Annotated in this window: 20 protein-coding genes and 1 tRNA gene; 14 read left to right on the top strand and 7 right to left on the bottom strand. The window is 66.7% G+C overall.

Annotation, left to right across the window (positions count from 1 at the left end; all coding sequences use genetic code 11):
- Positions 1 to 301 precede the first annotated feature (301 nt).
- Positions 302 to 538, bottom strand: a complete 237-nt coding sequence (locus tag ACFRJ8_RS04870; protein WP_377985031.1) for a hypothetical protein — start codon at positions 536 to 538, stop codon at positions 302 to 304.
- A 269-nt stretch (positions 539 to 807) separates the two neighbouring features.
- Between ACFRJ8_RS04870 and ACFRJ8_RS04865 the strand changes: the two genes are divergently transcribed.
- The 7 genes from ACFRJ8_RS04865 (at position 808) to ACFRJ8_RS04835 (ending at position 7,698) form a co-directional block, all read left to right on the top strand.
- A complete protein-coding gene (locus ACFRJ8_RS04865) occupies positions 808 to 1,338 on the top strand; it encodes a hypothetical protein (protein ID WP_377985030.1) in 531 nt (176 codons plus the stop codon).
- Between the two features lie 355 nt (positions 1,339 to 1,693).
- Entirely contained in the window at positions 1,694 to 2,593 is a 900-nt protein-coding gene (locus ACFRJ8_RS04860; protein WP_377985029.1) for a TIR domain-containing protein, read from the top strand.
- A 130-nt stretch (positions 2,594 to 2,723) separates the two neighbouring features.
- Positions 2,724 to 3,080, top strand: coding sequence for a YraN family protein (locus tag ACFRJ8_RS04855; RefSeq protein ID WP_377985028.1), 357 nt, complete (start codon positions 2,724 to 2,726; stop codon positions 3,078 to 3,080).
- Positions 3,081 to 4,625: a YifB family Mg chelatase-like AAA ATPase gene (locus ACFRJ8_RS04850; protein ID WP_377985027.1), complete on the top strand. Its 1,545-nt coding sequence runs from the start codon at positions 3,081 to 3,083 to the stop codon at positions 4,623 to 4,625.
- A 51-nt stretch (positions 4,626 to 4,676) separates the two neighbouring features.
- Positions 4,677 to 5,873: a DNA-processing protein DprA gene (gene dprA / locus ACFRJ8_RS04845; RefSeq protein WP_377985026.1), complete on the top strand. Its 1,197-nt coding sequence runs from the start codon at positions 4,677 to 4,679 to the stop codon at positions 5,871 to 5,873.
- 117 nt (positions 5,874 to 5,990) lie between these two features.
- Positions 5,991 to 6,890, top strand: a complete 900-nt coding sequence (locus tag ACFRJ8_RS04840; protein ID WP_377985187.1) for a tyrosine recombinase XerC — start codon at positions 5,991 to 5,993, stop codon at positions 6,888 to 6,890.
- 304 nt (positions 6,891 to 7,194) lie between these two features.
- On the top strand, positions 7,195 to 7,698 hold the full coding sequence (locus tag ACFRJ8_RS04835; protein ID WP_026266435.1) for a DUF3145 domain-containing protein: 504 nt from the start codon (positions 7,195 to 7,197) through the stop codon (positions 7,696 to 7,698).
- Between the two features lie 119 nt (positions 7,699 to 7,817).
- Here the strand turns inward: ACFRJ8_RS04835 and fabF are convergent, their stop codons facing one another.
- From fabF to aceE, 6 genes are all read right to left on the bottom strand, one after another.
- The gene (fabF, locus tag ACFRJ8_RS04830) at positions 7,818 to 9,053 is read right to left on the bottom strand and encodes a beta-ketoacyl-ACP synthase II (protein ID WP_377985025.1); all 1,236 of its coding nucleotides are present in this window, start codon (positions 9,051 to 9,053) and stop codon (positions 7,818 to 7,820) included.
- 168 nt (positions 9,054 to 9,221) lie between these two features.
- Positions 9,222 to 9,467 carry an acyl carrier protein gene (locus tag ACFRJ8_RS04825; RefSeq protein ID WP_018773434.1) on the bottom strand — a complete coding sequence of 82 codons (246 nt, stop codon included), beginning with the start codon at positions 9,465 to 9,467 and terminating at the stop codon, positions 9,222 to 9,224.
- A gap of 201 nt (positions 9,468 to 9,668) precedes the next feature.
- A complete protein-coding gene (locus ACFRJ8_RS04820; protein ID WP_277525557.1) occupies positions 9,669 to 10,730 on the bottom strand; it encodes a beta-ketoacyl-ACP synthase III in 1,062 nt (353 codons plus the stop codon).
- The gene (locus tag ACFRJ8_RS04815; RefSeq protein ID WP_377985024.1) at positions 10,727 to 11,656 is read right to left on the bottom strand and encodes an ACP S-malonyltransferase; all 930 of its coding nucleotides are present in this window, start codon (positions 11,654 to 11,656) and stop codon (positions 10,727 to 10,729) included. The genes ACFRJ8_RS04820 and ACFRJ8_RS04815 overlap by 4 nt, the downstream gene beginning before the upstream one ends.
- Before the next feature lie 87 nt (positions 11,657 to 11,743).
- Positions 11,744 to 12,988, bottom strand: a complete 1,245-nt coding sequence (locus ACFRJ8_RS04810) for a CdaR family transcriptional regulator (RefSeq protein WP_090578659.1) — start codon at positions 12,986 to 12,988, stop codon at positions 11,744 to 11,746.
- Positions 12,989 to 13,228: 240 nt separating this feature from the next.
- Positions 13,229 to 15,982 (bottom strand): pyruvate dehydrogenase (acetyl-transferring), homodimeric type, encoded by a 2,754-nt coding sequence (aceE, locus tag ACFRJ8_RS04805; protein ID WP_377985023.1) that lies wholly within the window; start codon positions 15,980 to 15,982, stop codon positions 13,229 to 13,231.
- A 438-nt stretch (positions 15,983 to 16,420) separates the two neighbouring features.
- Here aceE and ACFRJ8_RS04800 point away from each other — a divergent pair, with 438 nt between their 5' ends.
- The 7 genes from ACFRJ8_RS04800 (at position 16,421) to ACFRJ8_RS04770 (ending at position 21,133) form a co-directional block, all read left to right on the top strand.
- Positions 16,421 to 16,840 (top strand): DUF3052 domain-containing protein, encoded by a 420-nt coding sequence (locus tag ACFRJ8_RS04800; protein ID WP_018773429.1) that lies wholly within the window; start codon positions 16,421 to 16,423, stop codon positions 16,838 to 16,840.
- 29 nt (positions 16,841 to 16,869) lie between these two features.
- Positions 16,870 to 17,367 carry a peroxiredoxin gene (locus ACFRJ8_RS04795; protein WP_377985186.1) on the top strand — a complete coding sequence of 166 codons (498 nt, stop codon included), beginning with the start codon at positions 16,870 to 16,872 and terminating at the stop codon, positions 17,365 to 17,367.
- A 31-nt stretch (positions 17,368 to 17,398) separates the two neighbouring features.
- Entirely contained in the window at positions 17,399 to 18,316 is a 918-nt protein-coding gene (locus tag ACFRJ8_RS04790; RefSeq protein ID WP_377985022.1) for an NAD-dependent protein deacetylase, read from the top strand.
- Positions 18,317 to 18,419: 103 nt separating this feature from the next.
- Positions 18,420 to 18,495 (top strand) — tRNA-Val (locus ACFRJ8_RS04785).
- Positions 18,496 to 18,756: 261 nt separating this feature from the next.
- Entirely contained in the window at positions 18,757 to 19,047 is a 291-nt protein-coding gene (locus ACFRJ8_RS04780; protein WP_377985021.1) for a hypothetical protein, read from the top strand.
- Positions 19,048 to 19,336: 289 nt separating this feature from the next.
- On the top strand, positions 19,337 to 20,167 hold the full coding sequence (locus ACFRJ8_RS04775) for a fumarylacetoacetate hydrolase family protein (protein WP_377985020.1): 831 nt from the start codon (positions 19,337 to 19,339) through the stop codon (positions 20,165 to 20,167).
- A 168-nt stretch (positions 20,168 to 20,335) separates the two neighbouring features.
- Entirely contained in the window at positions 20,336 to 21,133 is a 798-nt protein-coding gene (locus tag ACFRJ8_RS04770) for an IclR family transcriptional regulator (protein WP_377985019.1), read from the top strand.
- Positions 21,134 to 21,289: the final 156 nt, after the last annotated feature.

Raw genomic sequence — 21,289 nt, 5'->3', positions numbered from 1 at the left:
GACGAACTGATCGGTTGCGCCTAGCTCGTTGAGGGGCCGGGCCATCAGGTTTCCACATAGCCGAACTGTGCCCTGTGTTCGTCAGTAGCGGTACCCCACGCTGGTGTCATGAGAGCCAAGGATGTGCTGGGCCGGCGCGGGGAGGAAGTCGCCGCCGGGTATCTTGAATCGCTAGGCATGCGCCAGACGAGGAGAAGGTGGTAGCGCCTAGGACAAGCATCGGCAAAGTGTCCAGGACGTGCTCGCCTGAACTCCCGGGGGAACTGGCGCCGAAGCGGGAACTTGCCTGCTGCCAACCAAGTCATCGGCTCCAGCGGGTGTGGGCGGCGCGTGAGACGGACCACCTGACGCCGGACTCGCCCGGAGCCTCGTTGCCTTCCAGACGGAGATCCAGGACGCCCGGGAGGTGAACCAGCATCGCCCGTTGCTGATCGGTCTCCGCCAGGAGCGGCGAGGCCTTGCCGGTCGCCAGGCCGGGACGGGTGTGACGGATAGAGAGCTCGATAATCTGGAGCGTGTCGATCGTCGCTGCGGTCATGGAGGGGCACTGCGGCTCCGGGATACTCAGTTCGTACTGCTCGAAGGCGGCGGAGGGGCCTTTCTAAGCGAGAAGAGAGGGAAGCGGCCGCGGCGGGCGGCGTGCCGCCGAAAACAAGGCACGCACGCTTACCGCGCGCGCTGTGCCGCTCAGGTCTAGGGGCTTGGGCGTGCAGGGGAGCGTCCCCTCGGGTGCGGTCGACTGATGGAATGAGTCTGGCACCTGCGGGTCGCCGAGCCAGCCGTCATGGCGACGGCGAAACTAGCTTCATGACAACATCGGACATCACCGCCACCGGCGCCCTCATCGTCTCTGTAATAAGCCTTAGTTGGACCTGGTTGGTTGCTTACCGTACCCGGCGCCGGGTCGTCGTCAGCGCACAAGCGAGTGTGGTCGGAACGCCTCGTCACGATGGAATATATAACGAGTTCTTCGTAGGGGTAACTGTTCGTAGCGTGGGCCGACCGGCCGGAGTCGAGAGCATTTCGTTTGAGTGGAAAGATCCTCCAACTGGCTGGGGTTTTTTCCGAGCCGAAGGCTTACAGCTTGGAGGCTACCCGACGGCGTCCGCTGACATCTCGGATGTCATGGGTACGCGTCGAGTTTTGCAGGCTGAAGAGATTGCAACGTGGCATTTCCGCCTTCAAGCGCCGCAGGGGAACAGTCAGGGCGTCGACAAGATGTATGAAGTTCGAGGGGTCGTCAGTCTGACTTCAGGAGAAATAATCCGTTCTGACCACTTCATGATCATCCCGGATACGTTCTTCCCTAACGAGGGCGATCTGCACGCAGAAGGCTAGTTGGCTCTGCGGCGCCCCCCGACGGAAATACAGCCGGCTTACGGCGGGTAACCATGTCTTCTCGGAGGCGATGCCGGGAGCGGCAGAAAATGTACTCGTGCGAAACGCCTTCATGGGTGGTGATCTGCTCCAGGCGCTAGCTGCCGGTGCGGGAGAGGCGACGTGGGCGACGACGTCGGCGAGATTGGAGCTGAGTGCCATTGGGGAGCCTTTCCATGCAACTCCGCCGAAAAGTCTTGGACACCCGATCTGGTGCTAGGTGTCGGGCCGCTGGATATTCCTCGTGGGTGAGCTGAATATGCGATGCCCATTGGTAGCCTTTACATGAATTGTCAGAGCGAACCTGGGGTAAGTCTTGAAGGTCTTTATTAGCTGGTCTAAGAACTCTTGCGAATTTGCCGGAGTCCTGAACGAGGCCATTGGTCGGTTGTTCGATACTGTCACCACTTTTTACAGTCCAGAGATTCCGGCCGGGGAGCAGTGGTTGGCTCAGATCGAGGAAGAACTGACTGATACCGACTTTGGCATCATCTGCGTAACCAAGGCCAACCAACAAGAGCAGTGGCTCAACTATGAGGCCGGCGCCTTGTCCCGACAAGTAGGGGACCGCAGGAAGCGCCTCGGAGTACTCCTGCTGGACATTGACGACACCAACGACGTTGTGGGTCCGTTCAAGAACTTTCAAATGAAGATGGCGGACATCGAAGGCTTCAAGTCCCTGATGAAGTCGGTGAACGAGTACGGCCCAAATATTCGCCAGGACACGCTGGACGGCCGCATCGATAACGAGTGGGAACAGTTGGCTGCAGCCCTCGAACACCTAGCCAACGCCAGATCGGCGCTCAGGCCGCCGGATCGATCATTGTCCGAAAAGGTTGATGAACTGCTTCGCATTGTTCGAGACTTTGATAAGGCCCTGACCGTTCCCGTGATAAGCCCGACACCGGTGAGCTCAGAGGACCGGTATAAGGGGCAGTCATTCGTTACCAAGGCTTACCGAGTTGTACGCGGGCGATCTGCCAATCTCGACTTCAGGTCTGTCAATGAATACCTTGACGTCTTGGACTCCTCAACACCGCTGAGCGAAATGGAGAAAAAGGCCCTGCAGCACTACTACAGTGCTGAGTTTGGCGAAGGCGTGAAGTCTCTCATGATCATTGACCCGGCCTGGAAAGACCAGTTCATTACTTCGCCCGGCGGGCCACTAGACCAGCAACTTCAGTTACCCGAAGACGAGGTGCCAGCTTCAGACTGACTCCGCTTTGCTTGGTGCCACGTTTCTTTGCCGGACCGACATCGCCCTCAAACGGGGGCCGGGCCATCAGGTTTCCACATAGCCGAACTGTGCCCTGTGTTCGTCAGTAGCGGTACCCCACGCTGGTGTCATGAGAGCCAAGGATGTGCTGGGCCGGCGCGGGGAGGAAGTCGCCGCCGGGTATCTTGAATCGCTCGGCATGCGGGTGGTGGACCGTAACTGGCGCTGTGCCGAGGGCGAGATCGACATTGTCGCGCTCGACGGCGACGCGCTGGTCATCGCCGAGGTGAAAACCCGGCGATCCCTGGCGTACGGGCATCCCTTCGAGGCGGTCGGAGCGGACAAGCTGGCCCGCCTCCACCGGCTCGCGTCGGCGTGGTGCCGGGACCACGAGCTGCGGATGCCTCTGCGCCGCGTGGACGTGATCGCCGTGCTGGACGACGGCGTCGGGGAGCCCGCCGTCGAGCACCTCAAGGGGGTGGGCTAGATGGCGCTGGGCCGGACCTATTCCGTCGCGCTCGTGGGCCTCAACGGCTACATCGTCGAGGTCGAGGCCGACATCGGCCAGACCCTGCCGGCGTTCGTGATCCTGGGCCTGCCGGACGCCTCCCTGAACGAGGCCAAGGAACGGATCCGCTCCGCGGCACAGAACTCGGGGATCCCGCTGAGCCGCCGGAAGATCACGGCCAACCTCATCCCGGCGTCCCTGCCCAAACGCGGCTCGGGCTTCGACCTCGCCATCGCCATGGCCGTGCTGCTGGCGGCGGACGACATCCGGCCCACCGGCCGCACCGTCTTTATCGCCGAGCTCGGCCTGGACGGCCGGCTGCGGCCCGTGCGGGGCATCCTTCCGGCCGTGATGGCCGCCGTCCGGGCCGGCTATCCCGAGGTCGTCGTGGCCAGGGCCAACGTGGCGGAGGCCGAGCTCGTCCCCGGCGCACAGGTCCGGGGCTACGCCACCTTGGCCCGGCTCGCGTTCGACTGCGGCGCCGACCCGCAGGACCTGGCGCTCGACTTCGAACCCGAGCCGGACGACATAGACGGCCCCGGTAGGGACAACGGACCCGCGCTGGTGCCGGACATGTGCGATGTCTCCGGCCAGGCAGCGGCGCGGCACGCCCTGGAAGTGGCCGCCGCCGGCGCCCACCACCTGCTGCTGACCGGACCGCCGGGCGCCGGGAAGACCATGCTGGCCGAGCGGCTGCCCGGCCTGCTGCCGGACCTGGGCGACACCGAGGCCATGGAGGTCACCGCCATCCACTCCCTGTGTTCGCTGCCGTCCGGCTCCGTGCAACTCCTGCGCCGGCCACCCTACGAGAGCCCGCACCACACCGCCACCGCAGTGGCCATCATCGGTGGCGGGTCCGGGCTGCCGCGGCCCGGGGCGGCGTCCCGCGCCCACCGCGGGGTGCTCTTCCTGGACGAGGCGCCGGAGTATGACCGCGGCGTCCTGGACGCCCTGCGGCAGCCACTGGAAAGCGGTGAGCTGGTCATCCACCGCTCCGCCGGCTCAGCGGCCTATCCCGCCCGGTTTCAGCTGGTCCTCGCGGCCAACCCGTGTCCCTGCGGCAAGGCTACTGGCAAAGGGGTGGACTGCATCTGCACCCCCACCATGCGCCGCCGATACCAGGCCCGGATGTCCGGGCCGCTGCTGGACCGGGTCGATATCCAGCTCGAAGTCGAGCGGGTGTCGCTCGCCGGCTTCGGCCAGCCCGCGCCCGAGGAGGGCACCGCCAGCATTGCAGAACGGGTCCGGGCCGCCCGGAGCCGCCAGCTCGAGCGGCTGCTGCCGTTCGGGATGGAAACCAACGCTCAGGTGCCGGGGCGGCTGCTGCGCGGGGCTCTCCGGCTCGATGCCCCCACCACCCGCATCCTGGACTACGCGCTGGAGCGCGGTGTGCTGACAGCACGCGGCTACGACCGCGTGCTGCGCCTCGCCTGGACCCTTGCGGACCTCTCCCGGCGCGACGTGCCCGACGGGGACGACGTCGGGCAGGCGCTGGGCCTTCGCCAGGCCGCGGCCTCCCCCTGAGCCTGCCGCACGAAACCCGCGCCGCCCCTAGCCTCCGCGAAAGGAACCACCATGATCGATGATGAACGAACAACCCGGGCCGCCCTGTCCCGGCTGTTCGAACCGCAGGACGCGGCGGCGCTGGCACTGGTGCAGGCCGCGGGAGCGCAGGACGCCCTGCGGATTGCCAGCGGCGGGCTCGCTGCCGGTCCCGGGCTCGAGCAGGAGATCACCGGAATCCTGGCGGAGAGCGGCTCCGGCAGCGGCTGGTCGGGACTCACCGAGGCGCTGAAGCGTTGGGCCCCCCGCGTGCCCGACCTCGCGCCGGAGCGGGATCTGGCCACCATGCAGCGGCTCGGCGGACGGATCATCATTCCCACGGATGAGTTGTGGCCGCGGCAACTGGCGGACCTCGGCCTGCAGGAGCCTCTGTGCCTGTGGTGGCGCGGCGTCGAGCAGGAACTGCCCCCGGCGGCCATGGCCATAGCCCTGGTGGGCTCCCGGGACAGCACCAGCTACGGGGCCTCGGTGACGGGTGACCTCGCGTACTCGCTGGCCCAGCGTGGCTTCACGATCGTCTCCGGCGGTGCCTACGGGATCGACGCCCACGCCCACCGGGCCGCCCTGGCCGGCAGCACGGGCAGCACGGGCGGCGTGCCCACCATTGCCGTCATGGCCGGGGGAGTGGACCGCTTCTACCCCGCTGGCAACGAGGACCTGCTCCGGGCCGTGGCGGACCACGGCGCAGTCCTGGCCGAGGTCCCGCCCGGGTCCGCACCCACCCGCTATCGGTTCCTGCAACGCAACCGCCTCATTGCGGCGCTGGCGTCCGTTACGGTGGTCGTCGAGGCCCGGTGGCGCTCCGGCGCCCTCAACACGGCCCACCATGCCGAAACCCTCGGCAGGGCCGTGGGCGCCGTGCCCGGATCCATCCACAGCGCCAACTCCGCCGGCTGCCACCGGCTGCTGCGCGAAGGCGGGGCCGTGTGCGTCACGGATGCCGGGGAAATCGCCGAGCTCGCCTCCCCGAGCGGCCAGGCGATGCCCCCGGACAAGGCCGGCCGGACGGAGGTCCACGACGGCCTGACCCTGGAGGACCTGATCCTGCTCGATGCCCTGCCGCTGCGCACCACCAGCTCTATCGAGAAGCTGGCCACGGTGGCCGGACTGAGCCCGGACTCGGTCCGCGCCGGGCTTGGCAGGCTGGGACTGCTGGGCCTGGCCGAATCCCGGCACGGCGGCTGGAAACGCTCCGGGAAAGCAGACTGACGTGATGAGCGCCGCCGGGAAGGCGCGGCTCGCCGAGAGGCTCCTTGAATGCCCCGGGATTACTGCGACAGTAGGAGGGTGTCTACACAGGATCCCCCCGCCGCGCTGCCTGCCGCCATGCAGCTTGCCGCCGCACACTTCGGCCGCTACCTGGAAGCCGAGCGGGGCCGGTCCGCCCATACCGTGCGGGCCTATCTCTCCGACGTCGAAAGCCTGCTGGCGCACGCGGCAACCGAGGGGGTCCACGACCTTGCCGGGCTGGAGCTCGGGACCCTGCGGCGCTGGCTTGGCGCCCAGAGCGAGTCCGGCAAGTCCCGCGCCACCCTGGCCCGCCGCGCCGCGACCGCCAGGGCCTTCACCGCCTGGGCTGTCCGCGAGGAACTGATCGACGCCGACCCCGCCCTGCGGCTCAAGGCCCCGAAGCGGGAGAAGTCCCTGCCCGGAGTCCTGCACCAGCAACAGGTCCGGCGGCTCGTGGACGACGCCGAATCCGCCTCGGCCGAGGGGGAACCGCTGGCATTGCGCAACCGTGCCATGGTGGAGCTGCTCTACGCCACCGGCGTCCGGGTTGGCGAGCTGGCCGGGATGGACGTGGACGACCTCGACCCGGACCGCAGGACCCTCCGGGTGCTCGGCAAGGGCAACAAGGAACGCACGGTGCCCTACGGGCTGCCGGCGGCGCTCGCCGTCGACGACTGGCTGCGCCGCGGCCGGCCGGCCCTCGCCACCGGGACCAGCGGCCCCGCACTCTTCCTGGGCGCCCGCGGCGGACGGGTGGACCAGCGCCAGGTCCGCAGCGTGATCAAGGGGATGCTGGAGCGGCTGGGGGACACCGCCGCCACCGGACCGCACGCCCTGCGGCACTCCGCCGCGACCCACCTGCTCGACGGCGGGGCAGACCTGCGTGCGGTGCAGGAAATCCTCGGCCACAGCAGTCTGGCCACCACCCAGATCTACACCCATGTGTCCGTGGAGAGACTCCGGCAGAGCTATCAGCAGGCGCACCCCCGGGCCTGAGGATCGCCCCGCAACGCGGAGTCCGGGACGGCCCGGATACCGGTCCGCGGAGAAGGGCGCGGCGCGCCCGAAAAGACGCGCCGAATCGCACTGGCGTAATTAGGAGGCGTAGGGCAGAATAAAACTCACGCCCGGGAAGTTTCAAGTTGAACTTGAAGCTGGAATGCACCACGTCCCAGCTTCGAACCCGGTTGTATATTAGTAGTCTGGCAGGGACCGCCGGCATAATTTCGGATCCGCGCAACAGACAGACATCCAGGCACAGGTCGTTGGGGAAGACGTACCTACAGCTATGGAGGATGGAATGTCTGTTGCACTGACCCGAGGTGTGTTGTTCGTTCACTCAGCCCCGACTGCCTTGTGCCCCCACGTTGAGTGGGCCATAGGGTCTGTCGTGGACAAGCGGACGGACTTGGAGTGGACCGCTCAGCCTGCCGCGCCCGGAATGTTCCGGGCCGAGCTGTCGTGGACCGGAACGCCGGGCACGGGGGCTCAATTGGCGTCCGCTCTGCGCGGCTGGGCGCATCTGCGCTACGAAGTCACCGAAGAACCCAGCCAGGGAGTCGACGGCGGCCGCTGGTCGCATACCCCGGAGCTGGGGATCTTCCACGCCACCACCGATGTCCACGGCAACATCATGGTGTCCGAGGACCGCATCCGCTATGCCTACGAATCCGGCGCCGGCGACCCCTCCGCCGTCTACCACGAACTCTCGCTCGCCCTGGGAGAGGCCTGGGACGAGGAACTCGAGCCCTTCCGGCACGCCGCCGAAGGCGCCCCCGTGCGCTGGCTCCACCAGGTCGGCTAAGGCCGCACCAGGCGCTACACCGCAGCAATTCCATAGCTAGGCGCCAAAAGGCAGATGGCGGCAATGTTCACGAAGAACATTGCCGCCATCTGCCTTCTCGGCGTGCTGCGAGGAGGGAGCTACACGCTGCGTACCGCGATCACGGCGTTGTGGCCGCCGAAACCGAACGAGTTGCTCAGCGCGGCGATACTGCCGGCGGGCAGGTCGCGGGCCGTCGTGACGATGTCGAGCGGGATTTCCGGGTCCTGGTTCTCGAGGTTGATGGTCACCGGTGCCTTGCGGTCGTAGACGGCCATGACGGTCAGCACGGCCTCCACGGCTCCGGAGGCGCCCAGCAGGTGCCCCATCTGGGACTTGGTGGCGGAGACTGCGACGCTGTCCACGTGCTGGCCCAGGGCGGCCTTGAGGGCCGCGTACTCGGGCTTGTCGCCGACCGGAGTGGAGGTGGCGTGCGCGTTGACATGCACGATGTCTTCGGGCTGGATGCGGCCGTCGAACATGGCAGCCTTCAACGCACGGGTGGCGCCGAGGCCCTCGGGATCCGGGGCGGTGATGTGGTAGGCGTCGGCGGTGACCGAGGTGCCGGCCAGTTCGGCGTAGATCCGCGCGCCGCGGGCCAGGGCGTGTTCCTCGGCCTCGAGCACCAGGGCACCGGCGCCCTCGCCCATCACGAAGCCGTCGCGGTCACGGTCGTAGGGGCGTGAGGCGTGCTCAGGATCGTCGTTGCGGCGTGAGAGGGCCTGCATGGAGGCGAACGCGGCGATCGGCATCGGGTGGATGGCGGCTTCGGCGCCACCGCAGACGACGACGTCCGCCTTGCCGGCGCGGATCAGGTCCAGGCCAACGTGCACGGCCTCGGTGCCGGACGCGCAGGCGGAAACGGGGGTGTGGGCGCCGGCGCGGGCTCCAAGGTCCAGGCTAACTGCAGCGGCCGGGCCGTTGGGCATCAGCATGGGCACGGTCATCGGCAGGACGCGGCGGGGACCCTTTTCGCGCAGGGTGTCCCAGGCGTCCAGAAGGGTCCAGACGCCGCCGATGCCGGTCGCGAAGGCAACTGCCAGGCGGTCGTGGTCGATTTCGGTGATGCCGGAGTCGGCCCACGCCTCGCGGGCGGCGACGACGGCGAACTGGGTGGACGGGTCCATGCGCTTGGCCTCGACCCGGGTCAGGACATCGAGGGCGGGCGTGGAGGCGCGTGCGGCGAAGTGGACAGGCAGCTCGAACTTGGCCACCCAGTCGTCCTCAAGCGTGTGCGCGCCGGAGACGCCCTTGAGCGCGTTCTTCCACATCGTGGGGACATCGCCGCCGATGGGTGTGGTGGCACCCAGACCGGTAATGACTACTTTGCGTGCCATGGGATCACTCTCTGTCGGTGCGCCTGCCGTATCCGGAACCGCGAACGGGATGGCCGGGGCCTGCGAGGGGAAAACTTTGGGGTCTTGCATTTGATGGTGGTCCGGTCCGGGCACTGCTGGAGCGCCCGGACCGGGCACCGGGGTCCGCCGTTGCCGGCGGAAGCCAGACTAGGCCTGGGCGTTGGCGATGAAGCTGACGGCGTCGCCGACGGTCTTGAGGTTCTTGACCTCTTCGTCCGGGATGCGGACGCCGAACTTCTCTTCGGCGTTGACCACGATGGTCATCATCGAGATGGAGTCGATGTCCAGGTCCTCGGTGAAGGACTTGTCCATTTCGACAGCTTCCGTGGCCAGGCCGGTCTCTTCGTTGACGATTTCAGCCAGGCCGGCCAGGATTTCTTCGTTGCTAGCCATTGATGGCTCCTTTTCTGGTTGTTGCCCGCGGCCGCCGGAAAAATACCGGCAGCCGTGGGCGGAAATGATTCAAACCGAGGGTTCGGCTTGGTGCGGGAATGCTTGCTGAGCACAGCATGGGGGCGAGCCCTGAAAGTGAAGGACATGCGGTGCAAAGGTATAACGGGCGGAACGTATTTAGTTCGAAAAAACGGTGGCTGCCTAAGGAAGCACGACCACCTGGGCGCCGAAGACCAGTCCGGCTCCGAAGCCGATCTGCAGCGCCAGCCCGCCGCTGAGCTCGGGGTTTTCCTCAAGCAGGCGGTGGGTGGCCAGGGGGATGGACGCCGCCGACGTGTTGCCGGCGTCGGCGATGTCACGGGCAATCTTGACGGTCTCGGGCAGCTGCAGCTTCTTGGCCATCTCATCAATGATGCGCATGTTGGCCTGGTGCGGGATAAACGCGGCAAGGTCCTCGGACCGGATGCCGGCGGCGTCCAGGGCCTGCTGGGCCACCTTGGCCATCTCCCATACGGCCCAGCGGAAGACGGTCTGGCCGTCCTGGCGCAGGGTCGGCCACAGGGACGCGTCCGTCAGTGCCGCTTCCTCATCGCTGACAGCGGCGCCGCGCTTGCCGGTCAGGGCGAGCTCGCGGATGTCCAGCATGGAGTGGGTCATGCCGATGGCATCCCACTTGCTGCCGTCCGATCCCCACACCGAAGGGCCGATGCCCGGCGTGTCGGAGGGGCCGATCACGACGGCGCCCGCGCCGTCGCCGAGCAGGAAGGAGATGGTCCGTTCCGTGTTGTCGATGACGTCGGAGAGCTTCTCCGCACCGACCACCAGGACGTAGGCGGCCGCGCCGGAGCGCACCAAGGCGTCGCCCTGGGCGATGCCGTAGCAGTAGCCGGCGCACGCCGCGGAGATATCGAAGGCAGGCGCCGGCGTCGCGCCGAGGCGGTCGGCGAGGCTCGCGGCAGCGGAGGGGGTCGCGTACGGGTGGGTGACCGTGGACACGATCACGGCGCCGAGCTGAGAGGCCTCAATGCCGGCCTTTTGCAACGCCTCACGTGCGGCGCCCTCGGCCATGTCAATCACGCTGACATCGGCGGGCGCGCGGTGCCGGGTGACGATGCCCGTGCGCTGGCGGATCCACTCATCCGAGGAATCGATCCACTGGCACACGTCATCGTTGGTGACGATCACGCTGGGCCGGTAGGCGCCGACACCCATGATGCGGGTGTTTTCCTGCACGGGTGCCTGCTTCAAAGTGGGAACGCTCATGCCCCTCCCTCCAGTTCTGCAAATAGGGCCAGGGCCGCGGAGAGGTCGTCCGGGGTCTTGACGGTGACGGTCTTGACGCCGGGCATGCCGCGCTTGGCCAGGCCGGCCAGAGTTCCGGCTGGAGCCAGTTCGATCACGCCGGTTACCCCGCGCTGCACCATCGTCTCCATGCAGAGGTCCCAGCGGACCGGACGGGAGACCTGGGCGATCAGGCTGTCGACGGCGGCAGCGCCGTCGGTGACTTCCGCGCCGTCGAAGTTGGACAGCAGCGGAACCAGCGGCTTCTGCGGGTGCAGTGACGGGCGCAGGGCCTGCAGGGCCGCGCCAGCGGGAGCCATGTGCGAGGTGTGGAACGCGCCCGCGACCTTCAGCGGAATGACCCGGGCCTTGGCCGGCGGGTTCTCGGCCAGGGCCTTGAGCTGCTCCATGGTGCCGGCGGCGACGGTCTGGCCGGCCCCGTTGACGTTGGCGGCGGTGGCTCCGGCGGCGTCTATGGCTGCCAGGACATCCGCGGGGTCACCGCCTACGACGGCGCTCATGCCGGTGGGCGTGGCGGCAGCGGCGGCGGCCATGCTGTTGGCGCGTTCGCGGACAAACGTCATGGCTTCGGTTTCCGTCAGCACCCCGGCGAGCGAGGCCGCGGTGATTTCGCCGACGGAGTGGCCAGCGAGGATGACCGGCAGCGAGCCGAGTTCGACGTCGAAGAGTGACTTTGCGGTCACCAGGCCTGCGGCCACGATCAGGGGCTGCGCTACCGCAGTGTCCTTGATGGTCTCCTCATCGGAGGTGGTGCCGTGGGCGGTGAGGTCGATGCCTGCTATTTCGCTGAGGGAGGCCAGGAGGCCTGCGACGGGTGGCAGTTCCAGCCAGGGGGCCAGAAAACCAGGGGTCTGGGAGCCCTGTCCAGGGCAGACGATTGCAAGCACGTAACCAGCTTTCCAAATTACCGCGTGAACATTCGTGTTTTCATGCACCAAGCTCACTGGGTCAGTTTGTAGGAAGTCTACAACGGTTCAGGAGCCGTTGCGGGGAGGCTGCCGCTCCGTGGGGGCCTTCGGCGGGGCCGAAAGCCGGCCCACCACGAGGGCGGTCTGCAGCACGAACGCTTCCCGCGGCAGCAGCGGATCCCAGCCTGTGACGTCGCACACGCGCTTGAGCCGGTAGCGCACCGTGTTGGCGTGGACGAAGAGTTCGCGGGCCGTCGCCTCAAGCGAATGGCCCAGCTCGAGGTACGTGCCCAGGGTCTCAACCAGCCCGTTGGAGGCGGCCAGCAGCGGCCGGTAGATGTTCTTGACCAGCGAGCGGCGGGCGGCGTCGTCGCCGGAGATCACGCGCTCGGGGAGCAGGTCATCGGCCGCCACCGGGCGCGGCGCCGAAGGCCATGCCCGGGCCGCGGTGAGGCCGGCAAAGGCCGACTGGGCGGAGCCGCTGGCTTCGAGGAGGGAACCGGCCTCCGGGCCGTAGACCACCGGGCCGGGGGCGAAGAGCTCGCTGAGCTTCAGGTACGCGGTCTCCCGGTCGTGGACGCCGCCGAGGATCAGGATGAGCCGGTCGCCCTGGATCCCCACGAGCGCGTCCTCGGCGAAGCGCCCCGCGGTGCGCCGCAGTTCGCTGACGTAGCTGGCGCTGGGTTCGGACGGGGAATTCCCCACCATCACGGTGAAGCGTTCCTGCGCCTTCCAGCCCAGGGCCGCGATCCTGGACCGCAGCGCGTCGGTGTTTTCGCCGCGGAGGATGGCGTCGACAATCAGGGCCTCCAGACGGGTGTCCCAGGAGCCGCGGGATTCCGCGGCGCGGGCGTAGACGTCGGCGGCCGCGAACGCGACCTCCCGCGAGTAACGCAGCACGGCTTCCCGGAGGGCCCCCTGGTCCGCCTCGGGGGCGATCACCGGGACCTGGTCCTCCACGACTTCCACGACGATCCGGATCAGCTGGAGCGCCTTCTGGAGGCTGATGGAGCGGGTTAGCTCGGTTGGCGCGGTGCCGAAGACGTCGGAAAGGATCCACGACGGCGAGCTCGGCCGCTCATACCAGGTGACAAAGGCCGCGATGCCGTTCTGGGCCACCATGCCCAGGGCGGACCGTTCATCCGAGTTCAGCCGGCCGTACCACGGCAGGGACTTCTCCAGCTGGCGCAGCGTCGTCGTCGACAGCTGGCCCACGCTGGCCCGGAGCTTTTTGAGAGTTTCGGCTTTTTCCGGAGTCATCGCCCTCGAGGCCGGCTTGCGTTTTTCGGGAGTGGTGATCGGCTCTGCCATGCATTGAGCATACGGGGCGCGCCGTCCAAGCTCCATTTGTGCGAAGGCTACAACTCGCTTTGTTCTAGGTCACAGCGCCGCCGGCCCGGTTCCTGGCCCGCCCCCGGCCCGCCCCCCGGCGAGAGGCAGCGGAGAAAGACGGGGGGAGGCGGCGGGACTTGGAGCGGTTAAACGCCCGACGGCGGCCCCACCAACAGGTGTGGACCGCCGTCGTACGTTCGCTCTTGCGCCGGAGCGCGGTTAGGAGTCGCCGCCCGCGTTGCCGGTGGTGCCGGCATTGACATTGTGCAGGCGGTACTTCTCGATGGCCTGGGCAGGCGCCTGGGCATCCACTTCGCCCCGGCGGGCCAGCATCTCCAGGGAACGGACCACAACCGAGTGGATGTCGTTCTTGAAGAAGCGGCGTGCCGCGGCGCGGGTGTCGGAGAAGCCGAAGCCGTCGGCGCCGAGTGAGGCGAACTCGTTCGGGAGGAACTGGCGGATCTGGTCCGGTACGGCCTTCATGTAGTCGGTGACTGCCACGATCGGACCGGTGGCGCCGGCGAGCTGCTGGGTCACGAACGGGACGCGGGCGGGCTGGCCGGGGTTGAGGAAGGCGTCTTCCTCGGCGGCCATGGCGTCGCGGCGCAGTTCGGTCCAGGAGGTCACGGACCAGACATCGGCGGAAACGCCCCAGTCCTCGGCGAGGACCCGCTGGGCCTCGAGGGCCCACGGGACAGACACTCCGGAGGCCAGGATCTGCGTGCGCGGGCCGTCAATCTTGGCCGGCGCCAGCAGGTAGATGCCCTTGATGATGCCCTCGACATCGAGTTCCGCCGGTGCCGGCGGCTGCACGATCGGCTCGTTGTAGACAGTGATGTAGTACATCACGTTCCGCGACGGGTCGTTGTCGGCCGGGCCGGGACCGTACATCCGGTTGAGGCCGTCGCGCACGATGACGCCCATCTCATAGCCGTATGCCGGGTCGTAGGTGATGACGGCCGGGTTGGTGGCGGCGAGGATCGGGGAGTGGCCGTCGGCGTGCTGCAGGCCTTCGCCGGTCAGCGTGGTGCGTCCGGCGGTGGCGCCGATGATGAACCCGCGGGTCATCTGGTCCGCGGCTGCCCAGAAGGAATCGCCCGTGCGCTGGAACCCGAACATCGAGTAGAACACGTAGACCGGGATGAGCGGTTCGCCGTGAGTGGCGTAGGACGTGCCGGCGGCGGTGAAGGCTGCCACGGAACCGGCCTCGTTGATGCCGGCGTGCACGATCTGGCCGGAGATGGACTCCTTGTACGCCAGGACGAGCTCGCGGTCCACGGAGAGGTAGTTCTGGCCGTTCGGGTTGTAGATCTTCGCCGTGGGGAAGAACGCGTCCATGCCGAACGTGCGTGCCTCATCCGGAATGATCGGCACAATCCGCTTGCCGAACTCCTTGTCCCGCATGAGGTCCTTGAGCAGGCGGACAAACGCCATGGTGGTGGCGGCGTGCTGCTTGCCGGAGCCGCGGTTGGCGACTTCGTAGACCTTCTCATCCGGAAGGGTGACGTCCACGTGCTTGGAGCGCCGCTCGGGGACGAATCCGCCCAGTTCCTTGCGGCGGCCCATCAGGTACTGGATCTCCGGGGAGTCCATGCCGGGGTGGTAGTACGGGGGACGGTAGAGGTCCGCTTCGAGCTGCTCGTCCGTGATCGGGATGCGCAGGTGGTCGCGGAAGGCCTTGAGGTCAGCCATCGTGAGCTTCTTCATCTGGTGGGTCGCGTTGCGGCCCTCGAAGTGCGTGCCCAGGCCGTAGCCCTTGACCGTGTGGGCCAGGATGACGGTGGGCTTGCCCTTGAACTCGGTGGCGGCCTTGTACGCGGCGTAGACCTTGTTGTAGTCGTGGCCGCCGCGCTTGAGGTTCCAGATCTGGTCGTCGGTGAGGTCCTGGACCATTTCCTTGGTCTGCGGGGTCTTGCCGAAGAAGTGCTCGCGGACGAACGCGCCGGACTCGGCCTTGTAGGTCTGGTAGTCGCCGTCGACGGTCTCGTTCATGATCTTGACGAGCGAGCCGTCCTCGTCCTTGGCCAGCAGGTCATCCCACTCCCGGCCCCAGACCACCTTGATGACGTTCCAGCCGGCGCCGCGGAAGAAGGCCTCGAGTTCCTGCATGATCTTGCCGTTGCCGCGGACCGGTCCGTCGAGGCGCTGGAGGTTGCAGTTGACCACGAAGTTCAGGTTGTCGAGCTTGTCGTTCGCCGCGAGCTGGAGCAGGCCGCGGGACTCGGGCTCGTCCATTTCGCCGTCGCCCAGGAACGCCCAGACCTGCTGGTCCGAGGTGTCCTTGATGCCGCGGTTGTGCAGGTACCGGTTCGACTGGGCCTGGTAGATCGCGTTCATCGGCCCGATGCCCATCGAGACCGTGGGGAATTCCCAGAACTCCGGCATCAGGCGCGGGTGCGGGTAGGAGGACAGGGCGTGGCCCTCCTTGGACTTCTCCTGCCGGAAGCCGTCCATGTCCTCCTCGCTCAGCCGGCCCTCCATGAAGGCGCGGGCGTACATGCCGGGGGAGGCGTGGCCCTGGAAGAAGACCTGGTCCCCGCCGCCGGGGTGGTCCTTGCCGCGGAAGAAGTGGTTGAACCCGACCTCGTACAGCGTCGCGGCGCCGGCGTAGGTGGAGATGTGCCCGCCGACGCCGATATCGGCGCGCTGCGCCCGGTGCACCATGACCGCGGCATTCCAGCGCAGCCAGGCCCGGTACTTGCGTTCGATCTCCTCGTCGCCCGGGAACTCCGCTTCCTGGTCCACCGGGATGGTGTTGACGTAGTCCGTAGTGGTGACCATCGGAACACCCACGCTCTGCGCCCCGGCCCGCTGGAGCAGGCTGCGCATGATGTACTGGGCACGTTCCGTGCCCTGTTCCTGAATCAGGGTATCCAGGGACTCCAGCCACTCGGCGGTCTCTTCCGGATCACGATCAGGCAGCTGGTTTGTCAACCCGCTGAGGATATGGGAGGTATCTTCTCCTGCAGCCACGTCCAACCTCTCTTTGAGCGCATCTATCGGCACCCTCAGCTCCGGGCAGGGTGACTGCCAGGCGTGAACGCGACGTGTGCGACATATCGGTTACAACAGCCCGGTCGTATGCGCCGGGCAAAGGTCCAATCACGGTACGCCTGCCTGTAAATAGCCGGGCGGTTGCCCGGGCAGGCGTAGTCGTCATCAGCCACTCTAGTCGTGCTGGCAGATGGATGCGTAGCCGCCGCATGGACCTGCCGCCGTATTTCACGGGCATACTGGTTGTGTGACGAAGCGTTGCCCGGCAGCCTTCTGATCGCCCTGTGTGACGCAGAATATGGCGGATCGCGGTGCCAACAGCTTGAAGCGAGAGCTCAAAGGGTGTTGGCTTGGAGTAATGGAAATCACTAGTGCCATTGAAAACATGAAGCAATTCACAAAGCATAGGAGCAACACGTGAGCGAGGCCGACGCCGCCACTTCGGTAAATGTGGCGGAGAAACTGGGTTTCAAAGACGGGGACCTGATTCAGGAATTCGGTTATGACGACGACGTCGACTTCGACTTGCGAGACGATATCGAAGATCTCACGGGCTCTGAGCTTCTCGACGAGGACGACCACGAGGTGGTCGATGCCGCCATTCTCTGGTGGCGGGCAGGTGACGGAGACCTTGTTGATACGCTGGTCGATTCGCTGACCACCCTCACTGAGGGCGGCGTTGTCTGGGTCCTGACTCCCAAGTCCGGCCGGGACGGCTACGTGTCGCCGGCGGACATCCAGGATGCCGCGCCCACAGCAGGGCTCCACTACACCACTTCCGCCGGCGTCTCGAAGGACTGGAGCGCCACCCGGCTGGTTACGCGGAAGAACAAGTGACCCAAGCGGTCCAGCATGAGGCCACTGCGGTGTCTGCCGCTGCGCTGCCCGCCGCCGTCGCGCCCGTTCCCGGCGTCGGCGATTCCGCCCCGGATTTCGAGCTTGCCAATCAATTCGGCGAGCCGGTGCGACTTTCGGACTTCCGCGGCCGCAATGTGGTCATAGTCTTTTATCCCTTCGCTTTCTCCGGCATCTGCACCGGGGAACTGTGCGAAATCCGGGACAACCTGGCTCTGTTCGAAGATGCCGATGCCGCCGTGCTGGCTGTCTCGGTGGACAGCAAGTTCGCCCAACGGGCCTACGCCGAAAAGGAAGGCTACGGCTTTGACCTGCTCGCCGACTTTTGGCCGCACGGCGCCGTGGCCTCCGCCTACGGAGTGTTCGACTCTGCGAGCGGCATGGCACTGCGCGGCACCTTTATCATCGACGCGGCGGGAATCGTCCGCTACGTGGTGGTGAATCCCCGCGGCCAGGCCCGGGACCTTGCCGAATACCGGACAGCCCTCGCGGGGCTCGGCGGGAACTGATCCGGTGAGGCAGCGGCGGCCAGGAATCGGGATGACCGGGTTTGCCAGCCTCCCGCCGGTCACGGCCGCCGAGAGTGCCGCCCAGACCGCCGCGGAGCTCCAACGCAGCGAAATCGGGGTCCTGCAGGACATCCACGCCCTGCTGTCCGGGCGGCAGTTTGCCGTGCTGACCGGTGCAGGCCTGAGCACGGATTCGGGCATCCCGGATTACCGCGGGCCCGGCGCCGCGCCGCGGACCCCCATGACCTACCAGGAATTCATCGGCGAACCCGGCAACCGGCAACGCTACTGGGCCCGCAACCACATCGGCTGGTCGCACCTGCGCCGGGCGGATCCCAATGACGGCCATGCCGCGGTGGCCCGGCTCGAACAGCGTGGACTTCTCACCGGACTCATCACCCAGAACGTGGACCGTCTCCACGAGGACGCCGGTAGCGTCAACGTCGTGGACCTGCACGGCCGGTTCGACCAGGTTGTGTGCCTGGACTGCCGCCGGCTGTTCAGCCGCCGGATGCTGGCCAGTGTCCTGGAGGAACTCAACCCCGGGTTCCTGGAACGGGCGCAGGCCGCCGGGGTGGTTGAGATGGCCCCCGACGCCGATGCCACAGTCGAGGACGCTGGATTGATCGAATCGTTCGTCGTCGCCCGCTGCCCCGCCTGCGCGGGAACCTTGAAGCCGGACTTCGTCTATTTCGGAGAAAACGTACCCAAGGACCGCGTCGAGCGCTCCTACGCCATGGTTGACGCCGCCCGTGCCCTGCTGGTGGCTGGCTCGTCGCTCACGGTGATGAGCGGCCTGCGCTTTGTCCGCCACGCGGCGAAGCAGGGCAAGGCCGTGGTCATCATCAACAGGGGACCGACGCGCGGGGACGATCTCGCCACCCTCAAGTTGGACGCAGGCGTCAGCGGGGCCTTGACCTGGCTCGCCGCCGAGCTGCCGGCACTGTAGGGACGGCCTGTTGGCTTGGCGATGGCGATTGGCGCTTGGCCGGTGACATCCGGTACAGTAGCTGTTCGTTGGTTGAAGCGCTGAGGCACGGATACCGCGGTTTGGGTCTTTAGCTCAGCTGGTAGAGCGCCACGTTTACACCGTGGATGTCATCGGTTCGATCCCGGTAGGACCCACCACTAAAAACCCCGTCATGCAGGACCCTATGGTCCACACGGCGGGGTTTTGTGCGTCCAAATGATTCCGTTCGGACGATTTCTGGCCGCCGGTTCATTGGGTTGCCCATGCTCCGAAATTCTCCGGGCCCCGTAATTTCCCGTACAGCTTTGCCCGTACACCGAAATTGCCTGTGCCCCGTATTTGCGTGTGCTTGGGAATTGTCCGGGCCATAGATTGTCTGGGCCCCTAAAATGTCCGTGCCCCGCCCTAGCGTGTGGGGCATGGAGCACGTGATGTTGAAGATGGGCCCGGACGGGCGGCCGCTGGCCGTGGTCCGCGGGGGCAGGGAGTGGTTGGTCGGGGCCGAGCCGGTGCGCTGGTTTGAGCGGGTCAGCTGGTGGGAGGCCGAGCGCCGGATGCCCAAGGGCCTGAGCCGCGTGGACGTCGAGGTCTGGCAGATCCAGGCAAGGCTGGGCCGCAACCGCGGATCGGCCCTGACGACCATGGAATTGATCCGGGACGGCCTCGGCGGCGGCTGGCGGCTGCGGGGGGCGGTTGCGGACGCCGCATAGAGTCCCGAGGCTAGGGTGTCGGGGCTTAGATGTCAGGCCCAGGGTGCCGTGGCCGGCGTCAATCGGCGGTCCCGCCGGCTCGTGAGGGTGGTCCCGGGACACCGGCGTCACCCGGGCATGGAAAAGCCTTCCACCGCGACTATTGGGGGATGCCGCGGTGGAAGGCTTGTAACGAATATACCGTGAACGATTGGAAATGTGAAACACCGACGGCGTTTCGACGCGCCCGAATTAGGCTATTCGATGGCCTAATTCCGGGGCGTGGGAACCTGCCGCCTAGGATGTTTTCATGACCGCAACCACTGCCCGCCGAATCGCCAGAGTCCGCCCCATTTCCCCTGCGGCCGAGGACGAACATTTCTTCGTCGCCAACGACGCACCGGAATTTGGCAGTGCGGCCGGCACGTTGTGGACGGTTACCAGCTCCCCGTTCCCCGGTTCTGCGGCCAATGCCGGCAGTCCGCCCCGCGGCGGCTGGGAAATCGGCGCCACCGTGGATGAGGCATCATTTACGTTCCTCGCGCCCAGCGTCCCCGCCAACGTCCTGGGCATGGCGCACAATACCGGCAGCGCAGGCCGTGACCTGCCGCCGCAGGCCTTCCACAAGGCGACCACAAGCGTTGTCGGCCCGGGAGACGCAATCGAACTCCGGCCGGGGGTGGGCCGCGTCGAGCCGGAGGCCGAACTGACAATCGTCGTCGGGAGCAAGGCCCGCGGGCTAACACCCGGCAACGCCAGGAGCGCAGTCCTGGGCTACACCATTGGAAACGACGTCTCCGCCAGGGACCTGCAGGTATCCGACGAGCTGTGGATCAGTGCCAAGAGCCAGGACACGTTCACGCCTGCGGGCCCGTGGATCGTCACGGACCTGACGGGTGAAGACCTGGCTCTTGGCATCAATCACAACGGGGTGGATCTCAGGCCGGCCAGCTCCGCCGATCTCGGCTGGAGGGTGGAGGAAATCCTCGCCTATCTGACTTCCTTCATGACGCTTCACCCGGGCGACCTGGTGCTGACGGGTTTCCCCGCCGAGTCCGCGCCAATCGTTCCCGGCGACACTGTCACCTGCCACATTGCAGGCATCGGCCAGCTGACCAATCCCGTGGTGTCCGCCGCCTGACAGACCGGCGGTTCACACCGCGGAGCGCTGACGGGGGAGCGACGGGTCAGCGGCGTCGGTCGGGTCCCGCATCGCGACGCCAGACATTATGATGGTTAGTGTTCAGCTGACTGGACGGCATTCGATTGAGTGGCGCGGCGACTTGCGCGCGATACCTGAAGGAGAATCATGGCCGATTCCCGAGTTTCCCGAACCTCCGACGGATTGGGGAGCGCGTCACCCGCACCGGCCGTCACCCGCGCCGCCGCTGTGCTGGACGCCCTAGCAGCATCTGCAACCGGACGCCTGACGCTCAGTGATCTGGCCAGGGAGCTGGGAATTCCGAAGTCCTCAACCTCCAACCTCCTGCTCGCGCTCGAGGAGGCCAGACTTATCAACCGCCAAGGCGCGGATTTCGCGCTCGGCCGCAAATTGGTTGAGCTGGGTGCGGCGTACCTCAGCCGCCTCGACGAGGTCCAGGAGTTCTATCGTTTCTGTGAACAGGCTCCGACGCTGTCGGGAGAAACGGTCCGGATCGCCATGCTGGATGGAACGAACGTCATCTATCTCGCCCGCTACGAGGGACACCCGGCGGTGCGTCTGACGTCCAACATCGGCGACAAGATGCCGGTTTCCCTCTGCGCCGTGGGCAAGGCGCTGATAGCGCGACTGCATGACCACGACGTCGACGAGATGTTTGCCGACGACGCCGAACTGCCCGCCCTGACCCCAAAGTCGCTGCGCACCGGAGCCGAGCTCAAGGCGCAACTTGCCGTCATCCGGGAGCAGGGATACGCGTTCGAGGATGAGGAATCCACCACCGGTGTTGTGTGCCTGGCCGTGGCCGTCCCGACGCGGGGTGCACACGGCCCCAGCCTGGGCCTCTCGGTCACCGCACTGAAGGCGACGTACTCGCAGGAGCAGGGCGCCATGATGGTGAAGGAACTCCAGGACCTCGCCCGGTCCCTGGGTAATCCCATGGGCTAGGGCCCGAAACGCCGGGCCTATCCCATGGGCTAGGGCCCGAAACGCCGGGCCGTCCCGGGTCACCCCGAATAAGTCTGATTATTCATTTGCTAGTCGATCACTATGCTGTACTCTGTTCAACATAGTGATCGACTCCTTGAGGGGTTGCTCACATCC

The organism is Arthrobacter sp. NPDC056886, assembly GCF_042788715.1.
In the GTDB taxonomy this organism is placed as follows: Bacteria; Actinomycetota; Actinomycetes; order Actinomycetales; family Micrococcaceae; genus Arthrobacter.
This window is presented reverse-complemented; position numbering and strand designations above follow the sequence as displayed.